This is a genomic window from Acidovorax sp. 99 (assembly GCF_003096455.1).
GTDB lineage: Bacteria > Pseudomonadota > Gammaproteobacteria > Burkholderiales > Burkholderiaceae_C > Acidovorax > Acidovorax delafieldii.
Map to the genome: position 1 here is coordinate 1,466,922 of NZ_QEKU01000001.1, position 15,731 is coordinate 1,482,652.

Annotated in this window: 13 protein-coding genes; 11 read left to right on the plus strand and 2 right to left on the minus strand. The window is 68.3% G+C overall.

Annotation, left to right across the window (positions count from 1 at the left end):
* The first annotated feature begins 15 nt into the window (after positions 1 to 15).
* From C8C95_RS06860 to lgt, 4 genes are all read left to right on the plus strand, one after another.
* A complete protein-coding gene (locus C8C95_RS06860) occupies positions 16 to 768 on the plus strand; it encodes an alanyl-tRNA editing protein (protein WP_116748081.1) in 753 nt (250 codons plus the stop codon).
* 291 nt (positions 769 to 1,059) lie between these two features.
* The gene (locus tag C8C95_RS06865; RefSeq protein WP_116748082.1) at positions 1,060 to 4,896 is read left to right on the plus strand and encodes a DUF748 domain-containing protein; all 3,837 of its coding nucleotides are present in this window, start codon (positions 1,060 to 1,062) and stop codon (positions 4,894 to 4,896) included.
* A 115-nt stretch (positions 4,897 to 5,011) separates the two neighbouring features.
* On the plus strand, positions 5,012 to 7,264 hold the full coding sequence (locus tag C8C95_RS06870; RefSeq protein ID WP_165836519.1) for a thioredoxin family protein: 2,253 nt from the start codon (positions 5,012 to 5,014) through the stop codon (positions 7,262 to 7,264).
* A 65-nt stretch (positions 7,265 to 7,329) separates the two neighbouring features.
* Positions 7,330 to 8,187, plus strand: coding sequence for a prolipoprotein diacylglyceryl transferase (gene lgt / locus C8C95_RS06875; RefSeq protein WP_116748083.1), 858 nt, complete (start codon positions 7,330 to 7,332; stop codon positions 8,185 to 8,187).
* 64 nt (positions 8,188 to 8,251) lie between these two features.
* Here lgt and C8C95_RS06880 read toward each other — a convergent pair whose 3' ends face one another.
* On the minus strand, positions 8,252 to 8,734 hold the full coding sequence (locus C8C95_RS06880; RefSeq protein ID WP_116748084.1) for a helix-turn-helix domain-containing protein: 483 nt from the start codon (positions 8,732 to 8,734) through the stop codon (positions 8,252 to 8,254).
* Between the two features lie 73 nt (positions 8,735 to 8,807).
* Between C8C95_RS06880 and C8C95_RS06885 the strand changes: the two genes are divergently transcribed.
* The 4 genes from C8C95_RS06885 to C8C95_RS06900 all read left to right on the plus strand — a co-directional run bounded on the left by C8C95_RS06885 (position 8,808) and on the right by C8C95_RS06900 (position 11,776).
* The gene (locus C8C95_RS06885) at positions 8,808 to 9,140 is read left to right on the plus strand and encodes a hypothetical protein (RefSeq protein WP_116748085.1); all 333 of its coding nucleotides are present in this window, start codon (positions 8,808 to 8,810) and stop codon (positions 9,138 to 9,140) included.
* Positions 9,141 to 9,178: 38 nt separating this feature from the next.
* Positions 9,179 to 9,793, plus strand: coding sequence for a thioredoxin family protein (locus tag C8C95_RS06890; protein ID WP_116748086.1), 615 nt, complete (start codon positions 9,179 to 9,181; stop codon positions 9,791 to 9,793).
* A 40-nt stretch (positions 9,794 to 9,833) separates the two neighbouring features.
* The gene (locus tag C8C95_RS06895) at positions 9,834 to 10,349 is read left to right on the plus strand and encodes a CoA-binding protein (RefSeq protein ID WP_056065594.1); all 516 of its coding nucleotides are present in this window, start codon (positions 9,834 to 9,836) and stop codon (positions 10,347 to 10,349) included.
* Positions 10,350 to 10,453: 104 nt separating this feature from the next.
* Positions 10,454 to 11,776 (plus strand): O-acetylhomoserine aminocarboxypropyltransferase/cysteine synthase family protein, encoded by a 1,323-nt coding sequence (locus C8C95_RS06900; RefSeq protein WP_116748087.1) that lies wholly within the window; start codon positions 10,454 to 10,456, stop codon positions 11,774 to 11,776.
* A gap of 12 nt (positions 11,777 to 11,788) precedes the next feature.
* On the opposite strand, the gene C8C95_RS06905 is transcribed toward C8C95_RS06900, so the two are convergent.
* A complete protein-coding gene (locus C8C95_RS06905) occupies positions 11,789 to 12,598 on the minus strand; it encodes an IclR family transcriptional regulator (protein ID WP_116748088.1) in 810 nt (269 codons plus the stop codon).
* Between the two features lie 142 nt (positions 12,599 to 12,740).
* On the opposite strand from C8C95_RS06905, the gene C8C95_RS06910 reads away from it, so the two are divergent.
* The 3 genes from C8C95_RS06910 to C8C95_RS06920 are packed head-to-tail and all read left to right on the plus strand — an operon-like array spanning position 12,741 to position 15,664.
* Positions 12,741 to 13,700 carry an MBL fold metallo-hydrolase gene (locus tag C8C95_RS06910; RefSeq protein ID WP_116748089.1) on the plus strand — a complete coding sequence of 320 codons (960 nt, stop codon included), beginning with the start codon at positions 12,741 to 12,743 and terminating at the stop codon, positions 13,698 to 13,700.
* 27 nt (positions 13,701 to 13,727) lie between these two features.
* Positions 13,728 to 15,380 (plus strand): FAD-dependent oxidoreductase, encoded by a 1,653-nt coding sequence (locus C8C95_RS06915; protein ID WP_116748090.1) that lies wholly within the window; start codon positions 13,728 to 13,730, stop codon positions 15,378 to 15,380.
* Between the two features lie 26 nt (positions 15,381 to 15,406).
* On the plus strand, positions 15,407 to 15,664 hold the full coding sequence (locus C8C95_RS06920) for a DUF2783 domain-containing protein (RefSeq protein ID WP_015015947.1): 258 nt from the start codon (positions 15,407 to 15,409) through the stop codon (positions 15,662 to 15,664).
* Positions 15,665 to 15,731: the final 67 nt, after the last annotated feature.

Below are 15,731 nucleotides of genomic sequence, written 5' to 3' on the forward strand. Positions count from 1 at the left end.
CGCTAACATGCCCCCATGACCCAAGACCTCTTCCGCCAAGACGCCTACCTGCGCGAATGCAGCGCCCACATCACCGCCGTCACCGATGCCGGGATCGTGCTGGACCAGACCGTTTTCTACCCCCTGGGCGGCGGCCAGGCCGGCGACAGCGGCGTGCTGGTGCTGGCAGACGGCACGCAGATCACCATTGCCGACACCCGCAAGGGCAAAGATGCCGATGGCAACCCCACCAGCGACATCGTCCACGTCCCTGCCCCCGGGCAGGAAGAGCGTGTGGCGCAGCTCACGCCTGGCACGGCTGTCACCGCCCGCATCGATTGGGAGCGCCGCCATCGCATGATGCGCCTGCACACCACCAGCCACCTGCTGTGCCATGTGGTGCCGCAGCTGGTCAATGGCTGCTCGATCACGCCCGACTACGCGCGCCTGGACTTTGCAATGACCGACCCGCTGGACAAGGAGCAGCTGACCGCCGCCATCGCCACCCTGGTCGCCGCCGCGCACCCGCTCACCGTGGCCTCGATCAGTGACGAAGAGCTGGACGCGAACCCCGCCCTGGTCAAAAGCATGAGCGTGCAGCCTCCGCGCGGCACCGGGCGCATCCGCACCATCCGCATCGGGGGCGAAGCCGACGCGCCACCGATCGACCTGCAGCCCTGTGGCGGCACGCATGTGGCCAACACGTCGGAGATCGGCGCCATCGTGGTGACCAAGATTGAAAAGAAAAGCGCCACCACCCGCCGGGTGGTGCTGGGCTTTGCCCAGTGAGCGCAGCGAGGAGCGCTTTTCTTTGGGGTGGAATCATTTGCACGTAGTGCAAATGAGCGCGCACCAAAAGACACGGTCCTGAGCCACCACCCGCAGGGTGGTGCCGGGCTTTGCCCTGTGAGTGCAGCCACGGACGACCGCACTCACTGTCAACAATGTTGAGCCACCACAGCCGCCCGTTGCATTGGCTTACCCAGGCTGACGCACAAGGCGGACAATAGCGGCTCGCGCGCGACCCCTCTGATTTTTCGCCAGCCCCCGGGGCCGCAGCGCCCACCCTAGCCTGCCGTCATGCCGATCTCCCTGCGCTCCGTCTCTTTTGCCTCTTTGCGCCAGCACCGCTGGTTCCGCCCCGCCGTCCGCGCGCTGGCGGGTTTGATCGCCCTGTGGCTGATCACCTGGCTCGCCATTCCGCCACTGGTCAAGGGCCCGCTGGAGCGCATCGCGTCCGAGCAACTGGGGCGCACCGTGACGGTGGGCGGCATCGACTTTGAGCCCTGGAGCCTGGAATTCGCGCTGCGTGACGTGACCGTGGCAGGCGTCAATGGAGCGCCCCCACAGCTGACCATTGGCCGCATCTATGCCGATGGCGAGCTGCAATCCCTGCTGCGCCTGGCGCCCGTGGTGGACGCCTTCACCATCGAAAACCCGTTGCTGCGCATCACCCACCTGGGCGACGGCCGCTACGACGTGGACGACATCATTGCCAAGGTCACCGCGCCCAAGAGCGAGCCCGAGCCCGACACCGGCCCCGCGCGCCTGGCGCTGTACAACCTGGCGCTCACCGGCGGCAGCATCGACTTCATCGACAACACGGTCAGCGAGACCCACGAGGTGCGCGCGCTGGCGCTGAAAGTGCCGTTCATCAGCACCCTGCCCTCGCAGCGCGAGGTGAAGGTGGAGCCCCACCTGGCGTTCACACTGGACGGCAGCCGGTTTGACTCCTCCGCCCAGGGCACGCCGTTTGCACAGACCGGCAAAGCCGACGCGCAGATCCGGCTGGATGGCCTGAACCTCGCACCCTACCTGGGCTACCTGCCGGCCAACCTGCCCGTCAAGGTGTTGGGTGCCACGCTGGATGCGGATGTGAAGGTGGCCTTTGAACAGCACCCGCGCATGGCCGTGAAGCTGACCGGCACCGTACAGGCCAGCGGTGTGCGCATGGCCGACCGCCAGGGCGCCGACCTGCTGAGCTACGAGCGCCTGAAGATCGATATGGCCGACGTGCGCCCGCTGGAGCAGATCGTGCGCCTGCAGCATGTGGAGCTGACGGCGCCAGTGGTCACAGCCGCGCGCGACGCCAGCGGCCAGATCAACCTGGCACAACTGGCAACGCCCGCCCCGCCAGTGCAGCCTTCCACGCCCGCCAAGGGCAAGCCCGCCACACCTGCGGCATCCGCCTCAGTTGACACAGCCGCTTCGCCACCGGCCAGCGCAGCATCCACCCCAGCGTCCCTCGCCTCCACAGGCAAAGCCAAGGCCAAGACAACCGCCCCCGCTTGGGCGGTGGAAGTCGCCACCGCCGCCGTGCGCGGGGGCACCCTGCGCTGGGCCGACGCCACCACGCGCCCCGCTGCCGCCCTGCAGGCCACCGACATCACGCTGGATGCGGCCGACGTCGCCCTGCCCTTTGCCAAGGACAACGCCAAGCCCTTCAGCTTCAAAGGCGGGCTCAACCTGCAAGGCAGCACGCTCAGCTTCAACGGCGAAGCCACGGACCAGAAGGCCCAGGTCAACGCCACCCTGAACGCCCTGGCCCTGCAATTGGCCGCGCCCTACCTGGCCCAGACGCTGGAGCCTACGGTGACCGGCCAGCTCAGCGGCGACGTGGGTGTGGCGTGGCAAGCGCCCGCGCCACAGGCCGCGCAGGCGGGCGCCACCGGCGTCACCCTCAAGGCAGGCCCCCTGGCGCTGGAGCAACTGGCCGTCAAGCAGGGCAAGACCACCTTGGCCAGCCTGGGCAAGCTCGACATTGCGGGCGCCGAGGTGCCCCTGGATGCGCGCACTGCCACGCTGGAGCGCCTGGCCATCAGCCAGCCGCAACTGGCGGTGGAACGGGGCGCCGACGGGCGCTGGATGTTCGAGCGCTGGCTGAAGGCAGCGCCCGGCAGCACCACGGCCCCGGCGGCAACGGCTGACGCAGCACCCGCCAGCACCAGCACCCCCTGGAAGCTGCGCGTGGCCGACTTCTCGCTGCAGGGCGGCACCGTCTCGCTGGCCGACAACGCCCAGCCGCGCCCCGTGGCGCTGGACGTGACGGCCCTGGGCATCACCGCCCGCAACCTGGCCAGCGACGGCAGCAAGCCCGAAGCCTTCACGCTCACCGCCCGCGCCGCCGCACCGGGCAAGGGCAGCAAGGCCGCGCCGGGCAAGCTCGACTACCAGGGCACGCTGGCCCTGCAACCGCTGGCCACCCAGGGCAAGCTCGACGCCACGCGCCTGCCGGTGCACGCACTGGACGGCTACCTGGCCAGCCAGCTGTCGGTGGAGCTGCTGCGCGCCGACGTGGGCTACCGGGGCCAGGTGGCGCTGGCACAGACCGACAAGGGCACCAGCCTGCGCCTGAGCGGCGATGCCGTGGTGGAAGACCTGCGGGCCAACAGCACGGCCGCCTTCACCCCCAAGACCGAGGCCCAGGTGGGTGAAGAACTGCTGGCCTGGAAGAGCCTGAACCTGCGCGGCCTGGCCGTGGCCACCGCCCCCGGCACCGCGCCGCGCGTGGAGGTGAAGGAAACCAGCCTGGTCGACTTCTTTGCCCGCATCACGATCAATGAGGCGGGCCGCATCAACCTGAGCGACATTGCCAAGACCCCGGCTGAGGCCCAGGCGGCCAACGCAGCCAGCGCTGCGGCCAGCACAGCAGCACCCACGGCACCGGCCCCCGCCACGGCCGCATCGGCTGCGCCTGCTGCCACCCCCACGGCCGCCGTGGCCCAGGCCGACCCGCTCGCCCCCGTGGTGGTCTTTGGCCCGGTGAGCCTGGTCAACGGCAAGGTGCTGTTCTCCGACTTTTTCATCAAGCCCAACTACTCGGCCGACCTGTCGGAGCTGACCGGCAAGCTCAGCGCGTTCTCGTCCGAAGCCTCGGGCGGCGAGCCCGTGCTGGCCGACCTGGAGCTGCGCGGCCGCGCCGAGGGCTCGGCATCGCTCGAAGTCACCGGCAAGCTCAACCCGCTGGCCAAACCGCTGGCCCTCGACATCGTGGGCAAGGTGCGCGACCTGGAGCTGCCCCCGCTCACGCCGTATTCCGTCAAGTACGCCGGGCACGGCATTGAGCGCGGCAAGCTCAGCATGGACGTGAACTACAAGGTGCTGCCCAGCGGCCAGCTCACCGCCAGCAACCGTCTGGTGCTCAACCAGCTGACCTTCGGCGAGCCCGTGGAGGGCGCGCCCAACAGCCTGCCCGTGAAGCTGGCCGTGGCCCTGCTGGCCGACCGCCAGGGCGTGATCGACCTGGACCTGCCCATCAGCGGCTCGCTCAACGACCCCCAGTTCCGCATCGGCCCGGTGATCTTCAAGATCATCGTCAACCTCATCGGCAAGGCGCTGACCTCGCCCTTCAGCCTGCTGGCCAGCGCCTTTGGTGGCGGCGAGGAAATGAACCATGTGCCCTTTGCCCCCGGCAGCGCCGCCCTCACGCCCGAGGCACGGCAGAGCCTGGACAAGGTGGCCAAGGCCCTGACCGACCGCCCCGCGCTCAAGATCACCGTGACCGGCACGGCCAGCCTGCCGGACGAACGCGAAGGCCTGCAGCGCGAGCACCTGCAGCAGCTGGTGCTGGCCGAAAAACGCCGCGCCAACCCGGCGGACACCGCCTCCGTGTCGGCCGCCGAGTACCCTGCCCTGCTCAAGGAGGTGTACCGCCGCGCTGACATCCCCAAGCCGCGCAACCTGGTCGGCCTGGCCAAGGACCTCAGCGTGCCCGAGATGGAAGCCTTGCTGCTGGCCCACCAACCCGCCACCGAGGCCATGGCCGCCGAACTGGCCACGCAGCGCGGCCAGGCGATCCGCGCGTACCTGGTGGCGCAAAAGCTGCCGGTGGAACGGCTGTTCGTGGCCGCGCCCAAATCGGGCAAGCAGCCCGAAAAGTGGACCCCGCGTGCGGATTTGAGCCTGGCGACACAATAAGCGGCTGGCTGGCGGGAGGTTCTGGGCGAATCTCCCGCCAGCCCGTCCCATCGCCCCGCAGGCAGAGCGCAGGGCGCCGGAACCAATCCCGCCCCGCCCGCTCCCACACTGCACCATGCCTTCACGCCTGTTCCACCGCCTTGCAGCCACTCTCTTTTTTATAGCTGCCAGCGCTTTATGGACTAGCGCTACCGCCCAATTGAGCACCAAAACGACCGGCCAGGGCACCAGCGTGGTCACCACGCCCTATGTGCGGGCCGAGCTGCTGGCCCATGCGCCCCAGGGCGTGGCCCCCGGCCAGCCACTGTGGCTGGGCCTGCAGATCACCCACCAGCCCGAGTGGCACACCTACTGGAAGAACCCCGGCGACTCCGGCCTGCCCACCGACCTGGCCTGGACGCTGCCCGCCGGGCTGGACGCGGGCGAGATCGCCTGGCCCCTGCCCAAGAAGATCCCTATCGGCACGCTGGCCAACTATGGCTACGAAGGCACGGTGCTGCTGCCCGTGCCCGTGGCGGTGGCCAGCACCTACGCCCCCGGCCCATTAGCCAAGGACGCCACCATCAAACTGCGCGCCTCGTGGCTGGTGTGCCGCAAGGAGTGCATCCCTGAGGAGGGCGAGTTCACGCTGCAGCTGCCCATCCAGAGCACCACCGCGCTCAGCGGAGCAGCCTTTGAAGCCGCCGCCAAGGCCCAGCCCCAGCCCGTGCTGGCGGGCACCAACGGCGTCGTTCCCGACAGCCAAGCGCAGATTGCGGACGGCAATGTGCTCAACGTCAGCGTGCAGGGCCTGCCCGTGGCGCTGCGCGGCAAGACGCTGGACCTGTTCCCCGAGACCGCCGAAGTCATCGACAACGCCGCGCAGTGGAAGCAGGCCTGGAACGGCAGCGTGTGGACCGCACAGATTCCCCTGTCGGCCCAGCGCAGCGCCAGCCCCAGCCTGATGCCCGTGGTGCTGGCCGAGCAGGCGGCCCCGGGCCACGGCACCGGCCCCGACACCCGCACCGGCTACCGCGCCGAACTGAAGGTGCTGGGCACCTGGCCGCAGGGCACGTCAGTCGCTGCGGTATCACCCGCCCTGGAAGCCGCGCTCAAAGCCAATGCAGCGCAGGCTGGCGGCTCGGCAACGCCTGCCGCAGCCTCCGGCGCGTCATCCCTCACCCTGACGGCCGCGCTGCTCGGCGCCTTGCTTGGCGGCCTCATCCTCAACCTCATGCCCTGCGTGTTCCCGGTGCTGGCGATCAAGGTGGTGGGCTTTACCCAGCACGCGCAAGACCGGCGCGCGCACCGCATCAGCGGCATCGCCTACACAGCGGGCGTGGTGCTGTCGTTCATCGCCCTGGGCGCGCTCATGCTGGGCCTGCGCGCGGCGGGCGAGGCCGTGGGCTGGGGCTTTCAGCTGCAGTCACCCGCCGTGGTGGCATCGCTGGCGGCGCTGTTCACGCTGATCGCGCTGAACCTGGCGGGCGTGTTCGAGTTCGGGCATTTCCTGCCGTCCTCGGTGGCCAGCCTGCAGGCGCGCCACCCGGTGGCCGACAGTTTTCTCACCGGCGTGCTGGCCGTGGCCGTGGCCTCGCCGTGCACGGCGCCGTTCATGGGCGCGTCCCTGGGCCTGACCGCCACGCTGCCCGCACCGCAGGCGCTGGCCGTGTTTGCAGCACTGGGCCTGGGGCTGGCGCTGCCGTACCTGGCGGCCAGCTTTGTGCCCGCCGTGGCGCGCGCCCTGCCCCGCCCCGGCGCGTGGATGGACACCTTCCGCAAGCTCATGGCCTTCCCCATGCTGGCCACCGTGGTCTGGCTGGTGTGGGTGCTGGGCCAGCAAAGCGGCATCGATGGCGCCGGTGCGCTGCTGATCCTGCTGGTGGGCCTGTCGCTGGTGGTGTGGGCCCTGTCGCTGGCCGGGCGGGCGCGGGTGTGGATGGCCACGGTGTCCATCGCGGCCATGGCCTTGCTGGTCTGGGCCTTTGCGCCGCACGTCACCAACATGCCTGCCGCGCAGGCGGCCACGCACTCCACGCAGGCTTCGGCCACCGGCTGGCAACCCTGGGCACCCGGCGCGGCCGAGCAGATCGTGGCCGGTGGCCGCCCCGTGTTTGTGGACTTCACCGCCGCCTGGTGCGTGACCTGCCAATACAACAAGAAGACCACGTTGGCGGATGCCAACGTGGTCGCCGATCTGCAAACCAAGAACGTGGCCCTGCTGCGCGCCGACTGGACGCGCCGCGACCCCGCCATCACCGCCGCCCTGGCATCGCTGGGCCGCAATGGCGTGCCTGTGTACGTGTTCTACCGCCCTGGCAAACCGCCGGTGGTGCTGACCGAGGTGCTCAGCGTGGACGAGGTGCGCGCCACCATTGCCCAGTTGTAGCGCGGGAGAGCTGGTGCACAAGGCGTGCAGTGCACTTGAAGTGCCCACGTCCATAATGCCGCCCCATGCTGAATTACCCCGCCATTGACCCCGTCGCGCTGCAGCTTGGCCCGCTGGCCGTCCACTGGTACGGCCTGACCTACCTCGCGGCCTTCGGCCTGTTCCTGCTGCTGGGCCGCCTGCGCCTCCACCACGCACCGTTCGCCGCCATCAGCGGCTCCGGCGCCTGGACGCGCAAGGATGTGGAGGACATCCTGTTCCTGGGGGTGGTGGGCGTGGTGGCGGGCGGGCGCCTGGGCTACTGCCTGTTCTACAAACCAGCCTACTACCTGAGCCATCCGCTCGAAATCCTGATGATCTGGACCCCGGGCATGTCGTTCCACGGCGGCCTGCTGGGCGTGGTGGCGGCCATGCTGTGGTTCGCCCATTCGCGCCAGCGTCCCTGGCTGCAGGTGGCCGATTTTGTGGCGCCCTGCGTGCCCACGGGGCTGGCGGCAGGGCGTGTGGGCAACTTCATCAACGGCGAACTGTGGGGCCGCTTTGCCAGCCCCGATCTGCCCTGGGGCATGGTGTTTGCGCACAGCGGCTCCATGCAGCCGCGCCACCCGTCGCAGGTCTACCAGTTCCTGATGGAGGGATTGCTGCTGTTCGTCCTGCTGTGGCTGTATGCACGCAAGGAGCGCCGCCCCGGCCAGGTGGCGGCTGCCTTCCTGTTCGGCTACGGCGTGTTCCGCTTCATTGCCGAATACTTCCGTGAGCCCGATGCCCACCTGGGCCTGCTGTCCTTGGGCATGAGCATGGGGCAGTGGCTTTGCCTGCCGATGATCGCAGCGGGCGCGGGGCTGTGGCTCTGGGCGCAGCGAACCGCCGCCGTCGCCCCACTCCCCCACACCACCCAGATCAGCCAGGCCAGTCCGAAGTGATGGACTGAAGTGATGGCTTAAATGCCCGGCTCGCTCGTGGGCCCCCTGGGCCGCCCCACAGGCGCTAGCCGCAGCAGCGCGCCGGTGGCCGCGGGGTGGTCGCGCCAGCGGTTGTGCGGCCTGCACCGCCATCGCCCAGGTCTTTCAGGATGGTGCACCCCGAGGCGGGCCCACCGGCACATTGCGCGCCGCAGTCGGTCACATAGGCGCTCAGGGTGCGCTCCAGCCCCTGCAGTTCGGCCAGGCGCTCCCGCACCGCGTGGAGGTGCATTTGCGCAATATCGCGCGCTTCCACACAGTCCCTGTCACCCACGGACGCCAGCGAAACCAGCGCCTTCGTGTCCTCGACCGAAAAGCCGAAACCACGGCAACGCCGGATGAAGGTGAGCAGGTCCTCCGCGCCCGCGCTGTACACGCGGTGGCCGCTGGGCCGACGCGTCGCAGCGGGAATGAGCCCGATCTCCTCGTAGTAGCGGATCGCGGACACGTTCAGCCCGGTGCGCTGCGCAAGCGCGCCAATGGTGAGTGGTGCAGAAGGGTTATTCATGGTTCGCGCTTGCATCTCAAGCTACTTGAGGTTTTAGAGTCAGTCTATCTGAACTCTTTCTGAAGGAACCGCGATGAAAAAGCTACTGATCACCGGCCTTGGCGTGGCTGGCGCCTGTGCGGCGTGCTGCGCCATGCCGCTGGTGGTCCCCATCATTTCAGGTCTGTCGGTGGCGGCATTGGCCGTGCCGGGCGGTCTGGTATTTGCAACGGAATTCAGCGGTATTGCTACGCTGGTCGGCATTGCAGCGGGCGTGGCGGCGTGCGGAGCGGTCTGGTGGGCGCGCCGCCGTCGCACCGCCCGGGCCTGTGCATCGGGGCCCCAGGCAGTGGGCAACCCAGCTCCGCTGGCGGGCGCCGCCTGTGGCTGTCACGGTTCGTGCAAAGGCCCCGCGGGCGCTGCCTGAACTTGCCACCACCCATCACCAATCCAGGAGACCTTGCCATGAAGTTGCTTCGTCGAACGTTGATTGCCACCGCCGCCCTCGTCGCCTTGGGCGCCCAGGCCGCTGCCACCGTGGGCCAGCCCGCGCCCGACTTCACGCTGAAAGACACCAGCGGCAAAACCGTGCGCCTGTCGGACTTCAAGGGCAAACACGTGGTGCTGGAGTGGACCAACCCCGGCTGCCCCTTTGTGCGCAAGCACTACGACAGCGGCAACATGCCCGCCACGCAAAAAGACGCCACCGGCAAAGGCGTGGTGTGGCTGTCCATCAACTCCACCGAAAAAGCCAGCAGCGACTACCTGGAGCCCTCCAAGCTGATGGCCTGGAAGCAGGAGCGCAAGGCCGCCCCCACCGCCGTGCTCATGGACGAGGAAGGCACCGTGGGCAAGAGCTACGGCGCCCGCACCACGCCGCACCTGTACATCGTCAACCCACAGGGCCAGCTGATCTACGCGGGCGGCATCGACAGCATCCCCTCGGCCCGCCCGGCCGACATCGAGAAGGCCACCAACTATGTGAAGGTGGGGCTGGCCGAGGCGCTGGCAGGCAAGCCGATCTCAGCGGCGACGACGGCGCCGTATGGATGCAGCATCAAGTACAAGTCGCCAGCCTGACCCGCTGCTGCGAACCCGAGGGCATGCGTACACTGTTTGCATGCTCCACACCCCCGACACCATCAGCACCCTGCGCCACCTGCTCACCGCCTGCCGCACCATCGCGGTGGTGGGCCTCTCGCCGCAGTGGCACCGCCCGAGCTACTTCGCGGCCAAGTACATGCAGGCGCACGGCTACCGCATCGTGCCCGTCAACCCGCTGGTGGCGCGGGAGGGCGGGCAGATCCTGGGCGAGACGGCCTACGCCAGCGTGACCGAGGCAGCTGCCGCGCTGGCAGCGCAGGGCCAGAAGATCGACATGGTGGACTGCTTTCGCAAGAGCGAGGACATCCCGCCGCTGGCCGACGAAGCCGTCGCCATCGGCGCACAGTGCCTGTGGCTGCAGCTGGGCGTGTTCAACGAGGCCGCTGGCCTGCGCGCGGAGGCGGCGGGCCTGCAAGTCATTCAAAACCGCTGCGTGAAGATCGAACACGCGCGTCTGTTTGGCGGCCTGGGCTGGATGGGCGTGAACACGCGCGTGATCAGCGCCAAGCGCTTGCGGCAGCTGCCTTACTAACAAATTGATAGCTGCCAGCGCATATCGCACTGGCGCTTGCGGCCGATTTCTTTCAAATCCCTTCACCCAACCCCCTGCGCAGCACTGCGGGCTGCGCCACCGCCATGACAGAGCCCACATCCAACGGCGCCGACCGCCACTTCGGCTTTGGCACCCGCGCCATCCACGCCGGCGCCCAACCCGACCCGGTGACCGGCGCACGCGCCACACCCATCCACCAGACCACCAGCTTTGTGTTCGACAACGCCGAACACGCGAGCAGCCTGTTCAACCTGCAGACCTTTGGCAACGTCTACAGCCGCATCAGCAACCCCACGGTGGCGGTGTTCGAAGAGCGCATCGCCAGCCTCGAAAACGGCCGCGCCGCGCTCGCCTGCGCCAGCGGCATGGCCGCGCAGATGGCGGCGCTGCTGGCCATCCTCAAAACCGGGGACCACATCGTGGCAGCCAGCACGCTCTACGGCGGCACCGTGGGGCAGCTGGGCGTGGGCTTTTCGCGTCTGGGCATCGAGACCACGTTTGTGGACCCGGCCGACCCCGAGAACTTTGCGCGCGCCATGCGCCCCAACACCCGCGCCGTGTATGGCGAGACCATTGGCAACCCGCTGGTCAACGTGCTCGACATCGCGGCCGTGGCCGAGGTGGCGCATGCACACGGCGTGCCGCTCGTCATCGACAACACGGTGGCCAGCCCCTACCTGTGCAACCCCTTGCAGCTGGGCGCCGACATCGTGGTGCACAGCGCCACCAAGTACATCGGCGGCCACGGCACGACCATGGGTGGTGTGGTGGTGGAGGGGGGCAAGTTTCCTTGGGACAACGGCAAATTCCCCGAGATGGTCGAGCCCAGCCGCGCCTACCACGGCGTGAAGTTCTACGAGACCTTTGGCGACTTCGGCTACACGATGAAGGCGCGCATGGAGGTCAACCGCACCTTTGGCGGCGTGCTCTCGCCCATGAACGCGTGGCAGCTGCTGCAGGGCGCCGAGACGCTGCACCTGCGCATGCGCGAGCACTGCCGCAATGCGCTGGCCGTGGCGAAGTTTCTGCAGAGCCACCCGCAGGTGGCGTGGGTCAACTACCCCGGTCTGGCGGATTCGCCGTACTACGATCTGGCGCAAAAGCAGTTCCGCGCGGTGGATGGCGCGCCGGGCGCCTCGGGCATCCTCACGTTTGGCGTGAAGGGCGGCGCAGCCGCCGGCGAGCAGTTCATCGACGCATGCGAGTTTTTGAGCCACCTCGCCAACATCGGCGACGCCAAGACGCTGGTGATCCACCCTGCATCGACCACGCACCGCCAGCTGAACGAAGAAGAACTGGCCCGCGCGGGCGTGAGCGCGGACATGGTGCGGTTGTCGGTGGGGATTGAAGACCTGGACGACATCCTGTGGGACGTGGACCAGGCGCTGGGGCGCGCAGCGGGCTGATCGCCCCACGGGCTACGCAGGGCTGACCGGCGCCCCCAGGCGCTGCGACAAACTCCGCGCCGCCTCGCGCAGATGTTGCGCCGCCGGGCTGGCGGGCCCGGTCTGCAGCGTGGCACTGGGGCCGATCACGGCGATGCACAGCACCAGCTGCCCGAATCCATCAAACACCGGCGTGGCCAGTGCGCTGATGCCGGGCAGGAGCTGGTCGGTCACCTCGCTGATCTGGTGCTGGCGCACAGCCTCCAATTCGGCCGCAAAGGCGGGCTCGTCCAGCGCGCCCGCAAACCCTTCGGCCGCCAATGCGGCGGCGGCGCGCTCGCGCGGGCCGAAGGCCGCAAACACCTTGCCCGTGGCCGTGTGCCGCACCGAGGCCGTGGTGCCGTGGCGCATGGCCACATACACGGCGGTGGGGCCTTCTTCCACCCGAATGATGGTGGGGCCGTTGTCGCCCCAGACCGAGGCCGACACGGTGTAGCCGATGCGCTGGGCCAGCGCGGGCAGCTCGGCAATGGCCAGGCGCACCGGGTCCACCTGCTGCAGGCTGATCAGGCCCAGCTGCATGGCCAAGGGCCCCAGGCCGTAGTGGCCGCTCACGGCGTCCTGCTCGATCAGGCCCAGCTTGCCAAAGCTCACCAGGTAGGGGTGGGCCTTGGCGGCCGTCATGTCCGCCGCACGGGCCAGGTCCTTGAGCGCCATGCGCCGGCCGGTGCGCGCCAGCACCTTCAGCAGCTGGCCACCCACCTCCACGCTCTGGATGCCGCGCGGGCTGCGGGGCGTGTCTTCGTCGTCGGCGGGGGGCAGGTCGGGGGTCGTGGTGGGCATGGGGCGATTGTCCACGCAGCGCAGCATCCACACGCTCTTCGGGTTTACACCTAAACAAATGCGTTAGACATAAACAAATTTCTTGCCTAACATCAACGCATTCCGTTTAGATAAATGCATTCGCCATTAACAAATCACCACCATGAGCACCGTCAAAACCTTTGCCTCCGCCGCTGACCTCGAAGTGAAGAAGGTGAGCTTCGACAAGCTCTCCGACCACGCCTATGCCTACACGGCCGAGGGCGACCCCAACACCGGCATCATCATTGGCGACGACGCGGTGATGGTCATCGACACCCAGGCCACGCCCGTGATGGCGCAGGACGTGATCCGCCGCATCCGCGAGGTGACGGACAAGCCCATCAAGTACGTGCTGCTCTCCCACTACCACGCGGTGCGCGTGCTGGGGGCCAGCGCCTACGGCGCCGAGCACATCATTGCCAGCGAGGACACGCGCGACCTGATCGTGGAGCGCGGCCAGTTCGACAAGGACAGCGAGATCGGCCGTTTTCCGCGCCTGTTCCAGAACGTGGAGAGCGTGCCCGACGGCCTGACCTGGCCGACCATCACCTTCAACCAAAAGATGACCCTGTGGCTGGGCAAGCTGGAGGTGCAGATCCTGCAGCTGGGCCGGGGCCACACCAAGGGCGACACGGTGGCCTGGCTCCCGCAAGAAAAGATCCTGTTCAGCGGCGACCTGGTGGAGTTCGACGCCACGCCGTATGCGGGCGATGCGTACTTCCAGGACTGGCCCCAGACGCTGGACAACATCGCCGCGCTGAAGCCCGAAAAGCTGGTGCCCGGCCGGGGCGCCGCGCTGCAGACGCCCGAGCAGGTGCAGGCGGGCCTGGCGGGCACACGCGCCTTCATCAGCGACCTGTACGAGAGCGTGAAGGCCAGTGCAGCCAAGGGCGAAGACCTGCGCAAGGTGTACGAAGCCACGTTTGCCAAGCTGCAGCCCAAGTACGGCCACTGGGTCATCTTCAACCACTGCATGCCGTTTGACGTGACCCGTGCGTACGACGAGGCCACGCAGTACCCCGACCCACGCATCTGGACCGCTGAGCGCGACATCCAAATGTGGAAGGCCCTGGAAGGCTGAACCACCGAGGTTGGAGGAGACACAACGATGAACCCCAGAGACATCCCCCCAGAGGCCTTCCACGCCAGCGGCGCCGAGGTGCAGGCCCTCGATTTTGGTTATGTGCGCTCGCCCGATCAGGACGGCGCGACGCCCGCACAACACCCCATCGTGGTCATTGGCGCGGGCCCCGTGGGCCTGTCGCTCGCCATTGACCTCGCCCAGCGCGGGCAGCGCGTGGTGGTGCTGGACAACGACCACAAGCTCTCCATCGGCTCGCGCGCCATCTGCTTTGCCAAGCGCACGCTGGAGATCTGGGACCGCCTGGGTGTGGGCCAGCGCATGGTTGACAAGGGGGTGTCGTGGAACCTGGGCAAGGTGTTCCTCAAAGACGAACAGCTGTATGAATTCAATCTGCTGCCCGAGGAGGGCCACGAGCGCCCCGCCTTCATCAACCTGCAGCAGTACTACGCCGAGGCCTATCTGGTGGAGCGCGCGCTGCAGCTGCCGGGCATCGACATCCGCTGGCACAACAAGGTCACTGCGGTGCAAAGCCGCGCGGACGGCGCGCTGCTGAGCATCGACACGCCCGAGGGCGCCTACCAGATGGATGCGCAATGGCTGGTGGCCTGCGACGGCGCACGCTCGCCCACGCGGCAGATGCTGGGACTGGAGAGCAAGGGGCGCATTTTTCAGGACCGCTTCCTGATCGCCGACGTGAAGCTGGCGGATGAGGCGAACTTCCCCACCGAGCGCTGGTTCTGGTTCGACCCACCCTTTCATCCCAACCAGAGCGTGCTGCTGCACCGCCAGCCCGACAACGTCTGGCGCATCGACTTCCAGCTGGGCTGGGACGCCGACCCCGAAGAAGAAAAGAAGCCCGAGAACATCATCCCGCGCGTGAAGGCGCTGCTAGGTGCGGATGCACAGTTTGAGCTGGACTGGGCCAGCGTCTACACCTTTGCCTGCCTGCGCATGGACCAGTTCGTGCACGGCCGCGTCGTCTTCGCGGGCGACAGTGCCCACGGCGTCTCGCCCTTTGGCGCACGCGGCGCCAACAGCGGCGTGCAGGACGCGGAGAATCTGGCCTGGAAGCTCGATTGGGTGCTCCAGGGCCGCGCCAGCCCCGCGCTGGTGGGCACCTATGGCCCCGAGCGTGAATACGCGGCCGATGAGAACCTGTGCAACTCCACCCGCGCCACCGACTTCATCACGCCCAAGAGCGAGGTGAGCCGCCTGTTCCGCGACGCGGCACTGCATCTGGCGCGCGAGCATGCGTTTGCACGGCGCATCGTCAACAGCGGGCGCCTGTCGGTGCCCGCCACGTTGCACCAGTCGCCACTGAACACGCCGGATACCGATCACTTCCCAGGCACCCAGGTGCCCGGTGCCGTGCTGCTGGATGCGCCGTTGACGAAGCAGGGCCAGCCCACCTGGCTGCTTCGGGAGCTGGGGCCGAACTTCACGCTGCTGGTGTTTGGCCCGGCCCCGGCATGGGCCCATGACCTGCCCGGCGTGAAGGTGCTGCAGATCGGCATCGACGTGATCGACCACCAGGCGCTGGCCGCCCAGCGGCTGGATGCGCTGCCGCGCACCGTGTACCTGGTGCGGCCCGACCAGCATGTGTGCGCACGCTGGCGCACGCCCACCGAAGCGGCCGTGCGCAGCGCACTGGCCCGTGCCACGGCCGCAGCCGCCTGACCAGGAAGACGACAAGGAACACGCCCATGCTGAACACCCAACCGAACCTGCAGGCCTGCGACGATTTTTATGAAGCGCTGATTGCCGCGCACCAGGGCCTGTCCACGCCCGAGAGCCACGCCATGAACGCACGCCTGGTGCTGCTGCTGGCCAACCATATCGGCGACCAGGCCACGCTGCAGCACGCGCTGCAACTAGCGCGCGGCAGTGCCGTGCCCACGGCCGACCGGCGCACCACTCCGGCCATCACGCCCGTGGTGCCCACCCACGCGGTGGCGGCCTAGCCCGCACCTTTTCACCTGGCACTTCAGCACCGCACAGACGGTGCGGGGTCCGACCCGCCTTGAACTT

Excerpts from the sequence above, each read along its gene's own strand:
- C8C95_RS06860 (WP_116748081.1), top strand. The coding sequence starts at position 16 with ATGACCCAAGACCTCTTCCGCCAAGACGCCTACCTGCGCGAATGCAGC.
- C8C95_RS06865 (WP_116748082.1), top strand. The coding sequence starts at position 1,060 with ATGCCGATCTCCCTGCGCTCCGTCTCTTTTGCCTCTTTGCGCCAGCAC.
- C8C95_RS06870 (WP_165836519.1), top strand. The coding sequence starts at position 5,012 with ATGCCTTCACGCCTGTTCCACCGCCTTGCAGCCACTCTCTTTTTTATA.
- lgt (WP_116748083.1), top strand. The coding sequence starts at position 7,330 with ATGCTGAATTACCCCGCCATTGACCCCGTCGCGCTGCAGCTTGGCCCG.
- C8C95_RS06880 (WP_116748084.1), bottom strand. The coding sequence starts at position 8,734 with ATGAATAACCCTTCTGCACCACTCACCATTGGCGCGCTTGCGCAGCGC.
- C8C95_RS06885 (WP_116748085.1), top strand. The coding sequence starts at position 8,808 with ATGAAAAAGCTACTGATCACCGGCCTTGGCGTGGCTGGCGCCTGTGCG.
- C8C95_RS06890 (WP_116748086.1), top strand. The coding sequence starts at position 9,179 with ATGAAGTTGCTTCGTCGAACGTTGATTGCCACCGCCGCCCTCGTCGCC.
- C8C95_RS06895 (WP_056065594.1), top strand. The coding sequence starts at position 9,834 with ATGCTCCACACCCCCGACACCATCAGCACCCTGCGCCACCTGCTCACC.
- C8C95_RS06900 (WP_116748087.1), top strand. The coding sequence starts at position 10,454 with ATGACAGAGCCCACATCCAACGGCGCCGACCGCCACTTCGGCTTTGGC.
- C8C95_RS06905 (WP_116748088.1), bottom strand. The coding sequence starts at position 12,598 with ATGCCCACCACGACCCCCGACCTGCCCCCCGCCGACGACGAAGACACG.
- C8C95_RS06910 (WP_116748089.1), top strand. The coding sequence starts at position 12,741 with ATGAGCACCGTCAAAACCTTTGCCTCCGCCGCTGACCTCGAAGTGAAG.
- C8C95_RS06915 (WP_116748090.1), top strand. The coding sequence starts at position 13,728 with ATGAACCCCAGAGACATCCCCCCAGAGGCCTTCCACGCCAGCGGCGCC.
- C8C95_RS06920 (WP_015015947.1), top strand. The coding sequence starts at position 15,407 with ATGCTGAACACCCAACCGAACCTGCAGGCCTGCGACGATTTTTATGAA.